Genomic DNA, 13,719 nt, shown 5'->3' on the forward strand with positions numbered 1-13,719 from the left:
GAAGGGCGTGCAAAAGTTAATCGAATCGGTAGCAACACTGTCGGCAAAGCAACGCAAGGCGCTGGCAGTGCTGCTCAAGCAGCAAGGTGTCGATCTGTACAGCGTGGCACCTGTTTTTCGACGCGATCCGACCGAGCCGCTTTCGCTGTCCTTCGCCCAGGAGCGGCAGCTGTTTCTTTGGCACCTTGAGCCAGACAGTGCCGCCTATCACCTGCCCACTGCGCTGAACCTGCGCGGCGCACTGGACCTGGCTGCCCTGCAGCAAAGCTTCGATGCGCTGGTGGCGCGCCACGAGTCGCTGCGCACCACCTTCGCCACTGACGGTGAGCGCACCACGCCAGTGATCCATGCCCCCGCGCCGGTGAGCATTGCCAGGCACACCCTGGCCCTGGCGCCCGGCGAGGACCGGGCGGCACGGCTGCGCACCTGTATCACCGAAGAAATCCGCCAGCCGTTCGACCTGGCCCAGGGCCCGCTGCTGAGAGCCAGCCTGCTGTGCCTGGGGCCGGACGATCATGTGTTGCTGATTACCCAGCACCACATTGTCTCGGATGGCTGGTCGCTGGCGTTGATGGTGCAGGAACTGGTGCACCTGTATCGCGCGTACAGCAGCGGCCAGCCTGCCAGCCTGCCGGCGTTGCCGATCCAGTACGCCGACTATGCCGTCTGGCAGCGCCAATGGATGGATGGCGGCGAACGGCAGCGCCAGCTGGCCTACTGGACTGCCCAGCTGGGCGGTGAACAGCCTGTGCTGGCGTTGCCCAGCGACCGCCCGCGGCCGTTGCACAGCAGCTACCGTGGCGCCCGCATCGACCTGCCACTGAGCCCGGCACTGGCCGATGGCCTGCGGCAACTGGCGCGGCGCGAAGGGGTGACCCTGTTCATGCTGTTGCTGGCGACCTTCCAGTGCCTGTTGCACCGCTATAGCGGGCAGTCGGACATCCGCGTCGGCGTGCCGGTCGCCAACCGCACGCGCAAGGAAACCGAAGGCCTGATCGGCTTCTTCGTCAATACCCAGGTGCACAAGGCCGACATTGATACGCACCAACCGTTCGCCCGCCTGTTGCAGCAGGTCAAGGCCACTGCGCTGGAGGCCCAGGCGCACCAGGACTTGCCCTTCGAGCAGTTGGTGGATGCGCTGCAGGTCGAACGGAGCCTGAACCGCAGCCCGTTGTTCCAGGTCATGTTCAACCACCGCAGCGCCGAGCGCCGGCTGCCAGGGGCCACACAGCTGCCAGGCTTGAGCGTGGAAGTGCTGGCGTGGGAAGAAGTGAACGCCCAGTTCGACCTGACCCTGGACACGGTCGAGACCGCGGATGGCCTGTGGGCATCGCTGACCTACGCCACCGACCTGTTCGACGCGCCAAGCGTCGAGCGCATGGGGCAGCATTGGCAGCATCTGCTGCACAGTGTGGTAGCCCAGCCGCAACAGCCGGTGGGCGAGCTGCCGATGCTGAGCCCGCAGCAGGCGCAAGCGGTACTGCACGACCTTAACGACACCACCACCGACTACCCCGGCGACTGGCGCGTGCACCAGCTGTTCGAGGCGCAGGCGCGTCGTCAACCAGACACCACGGCACTGCTGTTCGGTGACCAGCGCATGAGCTACCGGGCATTGAGTGAGCTGTCCAGCCAGTGGGCGCACAAGCTGATCGAACAGGGTGTCGGCCCGGAAAGCCTGGTGGGTATCGCCGCCGAGCGCTCGCTGGAAATGGTCGTTGGCCTGCTGGCGATCCTCAAGGCCGGCGCCGCCTATGTACCGCTGGACCCGGACTACCCGGCCGAGCGGCTGGCCTACATGTTCGAAGACAGCGGCATCGAACTGCTGCTGACCCAGGCGCACTTGCGCGATCAGCTGCCGGCGTTTGCCAGGCAGGTGCTGCTGCTGGACCAGCCCGGCGAGCTGGGCGGTTATTCGCAGCAGGCGCCGGCGTGCCGGCTGCACCCGGAGAACCTGGCCTACGTCATCTACACCTCCGGCTCGACCGGGCGGCCGAAAGGCGCCGGCAACCGCCACCTGGCGTTGTACAACCGGCTGGCGTGGATGCAGCAGGCGTATGCGTTGGGCAGTGCCGACACGGTGTTGCAGAAGACGCCGTTCAGTTTTGACGTGTCGGTGTGGGAGTTCTTCTGGCCGCTGATGACCGGTGCGCGGCTGGCCCTGGCGGCACCGGGCGAGCACCGCGAGCCGGAGCGCCTGATCGACACCATCGAGCGCCACCAGGTGACCACCTTGCACTTCGTGCCGTCGATGCTGCAGGTGTTCGTCCGCGAGCCGGGCCTGCAGCGCTGCCACAGCGTGCGGCAGGTGATCTGCAGCGGCGAGGCGCTGGCGGTGGACACCCAGCAGCAGGTGCTCAGCCACCTGCCCGGTGCCCGCCTGCACAACCTGTACGGGCCGACCGAGGCAGCGATCGACGTCACCCACTGGACCTGTGTCGACGAAGGGCGTGACAGCGTGCCGATCGGCCGGCCGATCGCCAACCTGTACACGCACATCCTTGGCCCGGCGTTCGAAGCCCTGCCGCAGGTAGCCATGGGCGAGCTGATGCTCGGTGGCCAGGGCCTGGCGCGTGGTTACCATCGTCGCCCGTCGCTGACGGCCGAGCGTTTCGTGCCCGACCCGTTCGGCAGCCACGGCCAGCGGCTGTACCGCACCGGGGATTTGGCGCGCTACCGCGACAGCGGGGTGATCGAGTACTGCGGGCGTATCGACCATCAGGTGAAGGTGCGCGGGCTGCGTATCGAACTGGGTGAAATCGAGGCGCGGGTGCTGGAGCACCCGCAGGTGCGCGAGGCGGTGGTGCTGGCCCAGGACAGCGGGCATGGCCAGCAGCTGGTGGCCTACGTGCTGGCCGAGGAGCAGGGCATGGCGGTGGACGCCGCCGCACTGCGTGACAGCCTTCGCGAGCAGCTCAAGGGCAGCCTGCCGGACTACATGGTGCCGACGCACATCCTGCAGGTGAAGGCCTGGCCGGTGACCGCCAACGGCAAGCTCGACCGCAAGGCTTTGCCCAAGCCTGACAACAGCGCCCTGCAGCAGGCATACAGTGCACCGCAAGGCCCGCTGGAACAGCAGATCGCGGCGATCTGGCAGGACCTGCTGAAGCTGGAGCGGGTTGGCCGCAGCGACAACTTCTTCACCCTCGGTGGCGACTCGATCGTTTCGATCCAGGTGGTCAGCCGCGCCCGCCAGGCGGGCATCCGCTTCACCACCAAGGACCTGTTCCAGCACCAGACGGTACAAGACCTGGCCGCAGTCGCCGAGGTGGGGTGTACGGTACAGGCCGACCAGCGCCCCTTGCACGGGCCCACACCGCTGCTGGCGGTGCAGCATGCCTTCTTCGACACAGCCATTGCCGAACGCCAGCAGTGGAACCAGTCGGTGCTGTTCCGCCCGTTGCAGGCGCTTGAAGCACAGGCGCTGGAGCAGGCGCTGCAGGCCCTGGTCACGCACCACGACAGCCTGCGCCTGAGCTTTGTCGAGGTTGATGGGCAATGGCAGGCCAGCTACCGGCCTGCCGGGCCGGTACAGCCACCTTTGCTATGGTGCGCGACACTGGCCGATGCCGGTGAGCTAAAGGCATTGGGCACCGAGGCCCAGCGCAGCCTCAACCTGGCTGATGGGCCGATGCTGCGCGCGGTGCTGGCAACCTTGACGGACGGCAGTCAGCGCCTGTTGCTGGCGATCCACCATCTGGTCGTCGATGGGGTGTCCTGGCGTATTTTGCTGGAGGACTTGCACCGGGCCTACCAACAATGTGCGGCCGGGCAGGCGCCACAGTTGCCCGCCAAGACCAGTGCCTTCAGGGCCTGGGCCGAACAGTTGCAGGCCTACGCCGCCAGCGACACGTTGCAGGCCGAACTGGGCTATTGGCAGGCGCAGTTGCGCCATGCCAGCGGCAGCCTGCCGCAGGACAACAGCGCTGGTGCCCTGAGTAACCGGTACGCCCGCACGGTCTACAGCCACCTGGACGGGGCCCTGACCCGACAGCTGTTGCAGCAGGCACCGGCCGCTTACCGCACCCAGGTCAACGACCTGCTGCTGACTGCGCTTGCGCGGGTAATCTGCCGCTGGAGCGGCGAACCCTCGACGCTGATCGAACTGGAAGGGCACGGGCGCGAAGCGCTGTTCGACAACCTCGACCTGGGCCGCACGGTCGGCTGGTTCACCAGCCTGTTCCCGCTGCGGCTGAGCCCGGCGGCAACGCTGGATGGGTCGATCAAGCAGGTCAAGGAACAACTGCGCGCCGTGCCCGAAAAGGGCATTGGCTATGGTGTGCTGCGCTACCTGGCGGACGCTGCCAGCCGTGAGTGCCTGCGTGCCTTGCCTGTGCCGCGCATCACCTTCAACTATCTGGGCCAGCTGGATGGCCACCTGGCAACCGATGAGCAGGCGCTTCTGGTGCCCTGCGCAGACCCCAAAGGCGATGAACAGAGCCTGGACGCGCCATTGGGTAACTGGCTGACGCTCAATGGCCAGGTCTATGCCGGTGAGCTGAGCCTGGGCTGGACCTTCAGCAGCGACATGTTCGAAGTCGCCACCGTACAGCGCCTGGCCGATGAATACAGCCACGAGCTGCGTACCCTGGTCGAGCACTGCTGCCAGCGCGAACACGCTGGCATGACCCCTTCGGACTTTCCGTTGGCTGGTCTGACCCAGGCCCAGCTCGACAGCCTGGCGCTGCCGCCAGCGATGATCGAGGACATCTTCCCGCTTTCGCCCATGCAGCAGGGCATGATGTTCCATACGCTGCTGCAGCAGGGCGGGGATTACATCAACCAGATGCGGGTTGATGTGACTGGCGTGGATCCCGAGCGCTTCCGTGCTGCGTGGCAAGCGGCAGTCGACTGCCATGACCTGCTGCGTGGCAGCTTCATCTGGGGTGAGCTGGCCAGCCCGTTGCAGATCATTCAGCGCGAGGCGCAATTGCCGTTCGCGGTGCATGACTGGCGTGGCCGTGACGACCTTGCCGATGCGCTGGAGGCGTTCGCTGCTGCAGACCGCGCGGCCGGCTTCGACCTGGTCCGGCCGCCGCTGTTGCGCCTGACCCTGATTCGCCTCGACGCGCAGCGTTATCACCTGATCTACACCAGCCACCACATCCTGATGGATGGCTGGAGCAATACCCGGCTGCTGGGCGAGGTGCTGCAGCGGTACCACGGCAGCGTGCCGGAGCAAGGGCCGGGGCGCTTCCGTGACTACATTGCCTGGTTGCAGCGCCAGGATGGCGCAGCCCGCCAGGCGTTCTGGACCCGCCAGTTGCAAGACCTGGATGCACCCACATTGCTGGCCAGGGCCACGGACTGGGCAGCCGGTAGTGAAGGGCAGGGGCAGGTCGAGCGGGTACAGCAACTGGATGCCCGGCAGACCGCCCGCCTGGACGCCTTTGCCCGTGAGCGCAGGGTCACCGTCAATACCGTGGTGCAAGCGGCCTGGCTGCTGGTGCTGCAGCGCTATACCGGCCAGACCTGCGTCGCCTTTGGTGCGACCACGGCTGGGCGGCCGGCCGAACTCAAGGGCATCGAGCAACAGATCGGCCTGTTCATCAATACCTTGCCGGTCATTGCCAGCCCACGCCCGGAGCAAGCGCTGGGTGACTGGCTGGACACCGTGCAGGCGCTGAACATCGCCCTGCGTGAGTACGATCACACGCCATTGTTCGATATCCAGCGCTGGGCCGGGCAGGGCGGCGAAGCGCTGTTCGACAGCATCCTGGTGTTCGAGAATTACCCGGTGTCCGAAGCGCTGCAGGCCGATACCACCAGCAGCCTGGTGTTTGGTGATGTGGCGAACCACGAACAGACCAACTACCCGCTGACGCTGGTGGTTAACCTGGGTACGCACCTGTCGCTGCAGTTGAAAGTCGATCGGGCACGGTTCAGTGCTCGGCTGGCCGGGCAACTTGGCGAGCACCTGTTGCAGGTGTTGCAGCAGATGCTTGAGAGCAGCGCCGAAACGGCGTTGGGCGAGTTGCCGATGCTGAACCCGCAGCAGGCGCAAGCGGTGCTGCATGACCTTAACGACACCGCCACCGACTACCCCGGCGACTGGCGCGTGCACCAGCTGTTCGAGGCGCAGGCGCGTCGCCAGCCGGATGCCACGGCACTGCTGTTCGGCGACCAGCGCATGAGCTACCGGGCATTGAGTGAGCTGTCCAGCCAGTGGGCGCACAAGCTGATCGAACAGGGTGTCGGCCCGGAAAGCCTGGTGGGTATCGCCGCCGAGCGCTCGCTGGAAATGGTCGTTGGCCTGCTGGCGATCCTCAAGGCCGGCGCCGCCTATGTACCGCTGGACCCGGACTACCCGGCCGAGCGGCTGGCCTACATGTTCGAAGACAGCGGCATCGAGCTGCTGCTGACCCAGGCGCACTTGCGCGATCAGCTGCCGGCGTTTGCCGGGCAGGTGCTGCTGCTGGACCAGCCCGGCGAGCTGGGCGGTTATTCGCAGCAGGTGCCGGCGTGCCGGCTGCACCCGGAGAACCTGGCCTACGTCATCTACACCTCCGGCTCGACCGGGCGGCCGAAAGGCGCCGGCAACCGCCACCTGGCGTTGTACAACCGGCTGGCGTGGATGCAGCAGGCGTATGCGTTGGGCAGTGCCGACACGGTGTTGCAGAAGACGCCGTTCAGTTTTGACGTGTCGGTGTGGGAGTTCTTCTGGCCGCTGATGACCGGTGCGCGGCTGGCCCTGGCGGCACCGGGCGAGCACCGCGAGCCGGAGCGCCTGATCGATACCATCGAGCGCCACCAGGTGACCACCTTGCACTTCGTGCCGTCGATGCTGCAGGTGTTCGTCCGCGAGCCGGGCCTGCAGCGCTGCCACAGCGTGCGGCAGGTGATCTGCAGCGGCGAGGCGCTGGCGGTGGACACCCAGCAGCAGGTGTTCAGCCACTTGCCCGGTGCCCGCCTGCACAACCTGTACGGGCCGACCGAGGCAGCGATCGACGTCACCCACTGGACCTGTGTCGACGAAGGGCGTGACAGCGTGCCGATCGGCCGGCCGATCGCCAACCTGTACACGCACATCCTTGGCCCGGCGTTCGAAGCCCTGCCGCAGGTAGCCATGGGCGAGCTGATGCTGGGTGGCCAGGGGCTGGCGCGTGGTTACCATCGTCGCCCGTCGCTGACGGCCGAGCGTTTCGTGCCCGACCCGTTCGGCAGCCACGGCCAGCGGCTGTACCGCACCGGCGACCTGGCGCGCTACCGCGACAGCGGGGTGATCGAGTATTGCGGGCGTATCGACCATCAGGTGAAGGTGCGGGGGCTGCGTATCGAACTGGGTGAGATCGAGGTACGGGTGCTGGAGCACCCGCAGGTGCGCGAGGCGGTGGTGCTGGCCCAGGACAGCGGGCATGGCCAGCAGCTGGTGGCCTACGTGCTGGCCGAGGAGCAGGGCATGGCGGTGGACGCCGCCGCACTGCGTGACAGCCTTCGCGAGCAGCTCAAGGGCAGCCTGCCGGACTACATGGTGCCGACGCACATCCTGCAGGTGCAGGCCTGGCCGGTGACCGCCAACGGCAAACTCGACCGCAAGGCTTTGCCCAAGCCCGACAACAGCGCCCTGCAGCAGGCCTACCGGGCACCGCAAACCCCGCTCGAGCAGCACGTTGCGGGTATCTGGCAGGAGGTGCTCGGCCTTGAGCGGGTGGGCCTAGGCGACCACTTCTTCGAGCTGGGTGGTCACTCGTTGCTGGCCACCCAGGCGGTATCGCGGATGCGCAAGCTGCCGGGTATGCAAGTGACTTTGCGTGACCTGTTCGATCACCCGGTGCTGGAGCGCCTGCTGGCAGCGCTCGGCGGCGCAGGCAAGGCTGCGACCGCGCACGGTGTCGAGCTATTGGCCCATGGTAAAAAAGCCACCGCGCCATTGTCGTTGATGCAGCGGCGCTTGTGGGTTGCCGAGCAATTGTCCGGGGGCAGCGCTGCCTACGGCATGCCATTGGCCCTGCGCCTGCAAGGGCCGCTGCAGGTCGAGGTGTTGCGCAACAGCCTGAACGCGCTGGCGCAGCGACATGAAGTGTTGCGTACGGCCTACGTGCAGGACGACGAGGGTGATCCGCTGGCGCAGATTGCTGACCAGATCGAGGTGGATATCGCCCTCGACGACTGGTCCGGGTTCAGCCACCAGGAACAGCAACGGTGCATCGCCGAAGCCACCCTGGCCAACGCCAGCACCCCGATTGCACTGGAGCATGCACCGTTGTTGCGCTGCCGTCTGGCACGCCTGGCAGACCAGGAGCATGTGCTGTTCTTCGCCATGCACCACATCATCTCCGACGGCTGGTCGATGGGCGTGCTGGTCCGCGACCTGGTTGAAATCTACCGTCACAGCGCCCCAGGGCAGACCCACCTTCTGGCGCCGTTACCGCTGCAGTATTCAGACTTCGCCTTGTGGCAGCAGGCCCTCGAGCAGGCGGGTGAGCTGCAGCGCCAGGCAAGCTACTGGCAACAGGCCTTGGCGGGCCATGCCGGCCGCCTTGACCTGCCACTGGAACAGCCGCGCAGCGAGCAGGGCTCCCATGCCGGCGGTGCGGTGGACTTCAGCCTGTCGCCAACCTTGACCGATGCGCTTGGCCAGTTCGCGGCCAAGGCCGGGGTGACCCTGTACAGCACGCTGCTGGCGGCGTTCCAGTGGTTGATGCACCAGACCAGCGGTGCCCATGACGTACTGGTCGGGGCCGACACCGCAGGCCGGCAGCACAGCGAACTGGAAGGCCTGATCGGCTTCTTCGTCAATGTGTTGCCGCTGCGTTCCAGGGTGAGTGATGGGCTGGCCTTCGGTGACTTCGTGCAGGGCACCCAGCGCACCTTGCTCGCGGCCCTGGAGCATCAGGACCTGCCGTTCGACATGATCGTCGAGGCCCATGGCGCCCCGCGGGTGCGCGGCATGAACCCGCTGGTGCAGGTGCTGTTCGTGATGAACAACCTGCCCGTACGCAGCGAAGCCCTGGCCGATATTACCGTGCAGGCGCTGCCCGCCCCGGCGCTGTATTCGAAGTTCGACATGGCCCTGTTCATCGAACAGGAGGCCGGGCAGCTCAGTGGCAACTGGCAGTTTGCGACAACGCTTTTCAGGCAAGAGCATATCCAGCGACTCGTCAGCGCATGGATCGCGATGCTCGAACAGATCGTCAGTGTTCAGGATATGAGGTGGCAAGCGATGAACGTTCCATTACAGGGTGGCGGCCTGGCTGGCAGCACACCGGTAAGCGCCCCGGCCAGCAAGGCCGACAAGCTGGGCAAATTCCTCAAGCGCTCTGCCGGCGCCACTGCAGCTGCACCGCCACGGGCTGCGGTGCGCGAGTCGCTGCTGGTGCCAGGCCAGTCGTTCCCGTTGCTCGTCGAGCCTGGCGACGCATCGATCGACCTGATCGAGTGGGTGCGCAACAACCGGCCGCTGGTCGAGCGCAAGCTGGGCGAGCATGCAGGCATCCTGTTCCGCGGCTTTGCCCTGGAGGGTATCCAGGGGTTCGAAGCATTCGCCGAAGCAGTCCAGCCGGGGCTTTATGGCCAATACGGTGACCTGCCGAAGAAGGAGGGGGGCAGGAATACCTACCGCTCCACGCCGTACCCGGAAAACAAAATGATCTTGTTCCATAACGAGAGTGCGCACCAAGACAGCTGGCCGCGCAAGCAGATGTTCTATTGCGAGCAGCCTTCGCCGGTCGGCGGTGCCACGCCGGTGGTCGACTGCCGCCTGATGTACGAAAAGCTGCCGCAGGCACTGCGGCAAACCCTCGAGGACAAAGGGCTGCTGTATGTGCGCACGTTCGCCGACAAGCTCGACGTGCCATGGCAGCATTTCTTCCGCACCGATGACCGCGCCGAGGTCGAGGCCCGTTGCCGTGCCGCTGGCATCGAATGGCGCTGGCTGGACAACGACGAGTTGCAGACCCGTACCCGTTGCCCGGCGATCATCACGCACCCGATCACCGGCGCACGCTCGTTCTTCAACCAGGTGCAGTTGCACCACATCTATTGGCTGGAGCCCGATGCGCGTGAAGACCTGCTGGCCATGTTCGGCCTGGAGCGCATGCCACGGCATGTGTACTTCGGCGATGGTTCGCCGATCCCCGACCAGGACATGCAACTGATCGGCGAGCTATATGAAGCCTGTGCCGTGCGGTTCCAATGGCAGAAAGGCGACGTGATCCTGGTCGACAACATGCTGGCAGCGCATGCCCGTGACCCGTACGAGGGGTCGCGCAAGATCGTCGTGGCGATGGGCGACATGTTCGACCGGGCAGCGCTGGAGGCGGCTGCGGCCACGCAGGTGATGGCGACCGAGGAGGCCGAGGAATGAACAGTTACGTAGACCAGGCCGACGACATCGGTTTTGCCCTGACCGTCGACCAGCAACACTGGCTCGATGCCTTGCCCGCTTGCCCGGACTGGTCACAGGCCGCGACGCTGCTGAAGATCAGCGTTCAGGGCCAGCCGGACCCGGCGCGCCTGAGCCAGGCGCTTGAGCGCTTGGTCGAGCGCCACCCGATATTGGCCGGGCGCCTGGGCACTGCCTCGGGATACCGCGGCATGCGCCAGTTCATCGGCGCCCGGCGGCCAGCCCTGACGCTGGCAGTGCAGGCCGAGGCAGATGCGCCGGCACTGCTCGAGCCTTGGCTGCGGCAGCGCTTCGAAATCGACCAGCTGCCAGCCGCCCAGGCGTTGCTGGTACCGGCCGCCGAAGCCGGGCAGTGGCATTTATGGCTGGGGGTGGCGGGCTTTGCCTGCGACGAGGCGGGCATGGCCATGCTGTACCGTGACCTGACGGCGTTGTATGACACGCCAGCCGGGCCGGATGAAGACCTGCCTGAAGCTTTCGGGCAGTATCTGGAGTGGCGTGCCGAAGTGGCCCAGGATGAGGATGCAGCGGCAGCCCGTGGCTACTGGCAAGGGCACCTGATGCCAACGGAGCAGGGCATGAGCGCGCCTTGGCCAGCCTATCGCCAGGACCAGCCAGCGACACACCAGGCGCATCACCAGGTCAGCCTGCCGCTGGGCTTGCAGGGGCAGTTGCAGCAGTTGGCCGCAGCCCGTCAGGTCAGCCTGGATACCCTGCTGCAGGCGGCGTGGTGGAGCTTGCTCGGCCGGCTTGGCGATAGCAACCGGTTGTTGGGCGCATGGCAGCACGATGCGCGACAGGATTATGACTACTTCGCGAACAGTGCGGGGGCGTTCAGCAAGCTATTGCCGTTGTGCCTGCAGTGGGCTGACGAAACCCGTTTCGGCGAGCACCTTGCAGCACTCGGCGCCGCGCTGGAGCAGCATGTGGCGTGGCAGGAGTACTGGGTACCGGAATGGGTGCCCACAGCCGTGCCGACCGTGGCGTTTTCCACTACTCCGGCGCTCGCGCCGCAGGTTGCCGGCGGGCTGTGCTGGCAGGGCGAGCTACTGGCGCCACGCCTGCCGGCGGGCATTGAGCTGCAGCTGCGCATTTGCCCAGCGGCGGGTGCTGACCAACCGATTACCGTGAGCCTGGATTACCTGGCCGGGCGCTACAGTGCGCGCGGCATGCAAGGCCTGCTGGAGCAGTACATCGAGTTGCTGCGCAGCATCGTCCAGGCGCCGGACCGCCCGCTGCGGCAGTTGAACCTGCTGGGTGAAGCCGAGCGCCAGCGCCTGCTGTCGATCAACCCCGCACCGCAGCCACTGGGCGCGACGTCATTGGCGGCGCAGATCAGCCAGTGGGCAATCGACACCCCCGACGCGCTGGCGCTGATTGCAGATGACGCGGGGCTGAGTTACGCCCAACTGGAGCTGACAGTGCAGCGCCTGGCGCTGGCGCTGCAGCAGGCTGGCGTGCAACCCGGGGCGGTGCTGGCACTGGCACTGCCGCGCTCGCTGGACTGGGTCGTGGCGATGTTGGCCTGTTGGCGCGTCGGCGCGGCTTACCTGGCGCTGGAGCCGCACTGGCCCGTTGCCCGGCAGGTGCGCCTGATGACACAGGCCGGGGCCACGCAGGTGCTGGTCGAACCGGCAGCGGTGGCCAGCCTGCGTGAGCAGGGCGTGGAAGCGCTGAGCCTCGACAGCCTGTACCCGCTGGCGGTTGACACTGCACGGCTGCAACCGCACGCCGCCAGCGCCAGCGATGCCGCCTATGTCCTGTTCACCTCGGGCTCGACAGGCACCCCCAAAGGCGTGGTGGTCGAGCACCGGCAACTGCTGAACTACACCGCAGGCGTGTGCCACACGCTGGCGCTGGAGGACTGTCGTCACTTCGCCTTCGGCTCGACCGTGTCGGCCGACCTTGGCCATACCACGCTGTTCGCTGCCTTGTATGTGGGCGCGACACTGCACGTGGCCGCCGACGAGGTGATGAAGGATGCCGAACTGTTTGCTGCGTACCTCGAGCAGCAGGCAATCGACTGCCTGAAGATCGTGCCATCGCACCTGAGCGCGCTGCTGGAGTCGAGGGCACCGGCAGTACCGGCCACCGTCATTCTGGGGGGGGAAGCCCCGAGCGCGGCGTTGCTGCAGCGCCTGTTGCAGATACGTCCGGACTGCAAGCTGTTCAACCATTACGGCCCGACCGAAACCACGGTCGGGGTCATGGTGCACCCGGTACGGGCGGTGCCGACTGGCACCCTCGGGTTGTCGCAGGTGTTGCCCAATAACCAGGTCTATGTGCTGGATCAACACTTGCAGTTGGCGGTCACCGGCATGCTGGGCGAACTGTATGTCGGTGGGCAGCAGGTGTGTCGCGGCTACCTGCAAGCCGTGCAGAGTGACCAGCCGGCTTTCGTCGAGAGCCCGTTCGTGGCAGGCGAACGGCTTTACCGCACCGGCGACCTGGCGCGCTATCGCCCGGACGGTGCTATCGAGCTGCAAGGCCGGCGCGACCATCAGGTGAAGATACGCGGCTTCCGCATCGAGCTGGCGGAGATCGAGGCACAGCTGTCGGGCGCACCGCAGGTGGTCGAGGCGGCGGTGTTGTGTGATGGAGAAGCGCTGAGCGCGTATGTCAGCTTGCGCGACGAGGCCACGGCGGCTGCCCTGGACGCGGTCCGCGAGTACCTTGGCCAGCAACTGCCGGCGGTGATGCTGCCGCGTACCCTGCAGGCATTGCCGCGGTTGCCGCGCCTGGGCAACGGCAAGCTCGACCGGCCAGCGTTGCGGCAGATGGGCAATGAACCTGCGGCGGGTCTGCTGGCCCCGCGTGATGCACTGGAAACCGTGATTGCGCAGCGCATGGCGCAACTGCTGGGGCTGGAGCAAGTGGGCATCGAGCAGGACTTTTTTGCACTGGGCGGGCATTCGCTGCTGGTCATCAAGCTGGCGGCCGGTATCCGCAAGTCGCTGCAGTGCGACATCAATCCGGGTGTCATTTTCGACCACCCGACGGTTGCTACCCTTGCCCAGGCGCTGCGCGAGCGCGAAGCCAACCCTGGCCAGTTGCTCAAATTGGCCCAGGCTCGTCTGCGGCTCGACAGCATGAGCCCTGAAGAAAAAGCCCGGCTGCTGGAAAAGAGCCGCTAAGCCTCACCACGCCCAGGGGCGGGCAACCCGCCCCTGAGGTCTTTTGCATTGCCTCCCCGTACTGCCGTGCCGATTGCGTGGAAGGATGCCGGCAAGATACTAATGCAAAAAATTCTCATTCTGGATTTTCCAGGGTGATGCGTCTTATGTAGGAGCGCGCTGAAAGCCACACGTGGCAAGCCGTTTTGACTTGCGTGTCAGGCGTCTGTCGCGGGATCTGCCCGGGGGAGGATGGGCAGC

General features: G+C 66.2%; 2 protein-coding genes. Both read left to right on the top strand.

All coding sequences use genetic code 11. The annotated features are described in order from the left end of the window. Positions 1–7 precede the first annotated feature (7 nt). Positions 8–10,306 carry an amino acid adenylation domain-containing protein gene (locus ACE4QZ_RS10475; RefSeq protein WP_410480441.1) on the top strand — a complete coding sequence of 3,433 codons (10,299 nt, stop codon included), beginning with the start codon at positions 8–10 and terminating at the stop codon, positions 10,304–10,306. Continuing rightward, positions 10,303–13,479: a non-ribosomal peptide synthetase gene (locus ACE4QZ_RS10480; protein ID WP_279935483.1), complete on the top strand. Its 3,177-nt coding sequence runs from the start codon at positions 10,303–10,305 to the stop codon at positions 13,477–13,479. The genes ACE4QZ_RS10475 and ACE4QZ_RS10480 overlap by 4 nt, the downstream gene beginning before the upstream one ends. The last annotated feature ends 240 nt before the right edge of the window (positions 13,480–13,719 follow it).

Origin of the sequence: Pseudomonas sp. DCA-1 (assembly GCF_046523955.1) — a bacterium.
In the GTDB taxonomy this organism is placed as follows: Bacteria; Pseudomonadota; Gammaproteobacteria; order Pseudomonadales; family Pseudomonadaceae; genus Aquipseudomonas; species Aquipseudomonas putida_Y.